General features: G+C 62.2%; 1 pseudogene. It reads left to right on the top strand.

The window, feature by feature from the left end:
- Window positions 1-12: 12 nt before the first annotated feature.
- A pseudogene (locus CFII64_RS17895) lies at window positions 13-542 on the top strand (hypothetical protein); the annotation flags it as partial.

Genomic DNA, 542 nt, shown 5'->3' with positions numbered 1-542 from the left:
GATGGCCTGGCCATGCTGGAAGCTTTCAGTAATTTTGATGTGCGCGACAGGGGTAATCAGGGCGCGGCGGCCCAGGCGCATATCACCTGGTTGAACCTCAATCGCAGCGCTTTTCCATTGTCGGTCCCGGCCCCGCAACGCGCCCGGCAGACCGGTTTTGAATGGATGCTCGACCAGCCGGCGCGTTACCTGTGCGACCTGAGCGGGGCGTTTCTGGGGGATGCCTTTGAAACGGCCCGTAAACATGTGCAGCAGTGCGAAGCGGGGACCGCGCCTTATGTGCCACTGCCACTGGAAATCGGCGCCTGGGCAAAATGCCTTGAGCACATCGTCGACCCCAATACCCAAGGCGATGCGGGCCTGTGGATTGATCAACCGCCTGCGTCCGACGTGTTGCAAAGGGCGCGTTCGCGGGCACTGTATGGCGTGATGCTGCTCGACAGCCAGTACCGCCTGCGCCATCTGAGCACGCGGATTTATGACCAGCGTTACCTGCTGGAGCTGTGCGGCACGCGGGCGCAGCGCTATGTCCATCACGCCAG

This window comes from Pseudomonas sp. CFII64, assembly GCF_000416235.1.
GTDB lineage: Bacteria > Pseudomonadota > Gammaproteobacteria > Pseudomonadales > Pseudomonadaceae > Aquipseudomonas.
Note: the sequence above shows the minus strand (reverse complement) of the source record. Positions and strands in the feature narration are given on the sequence as shown.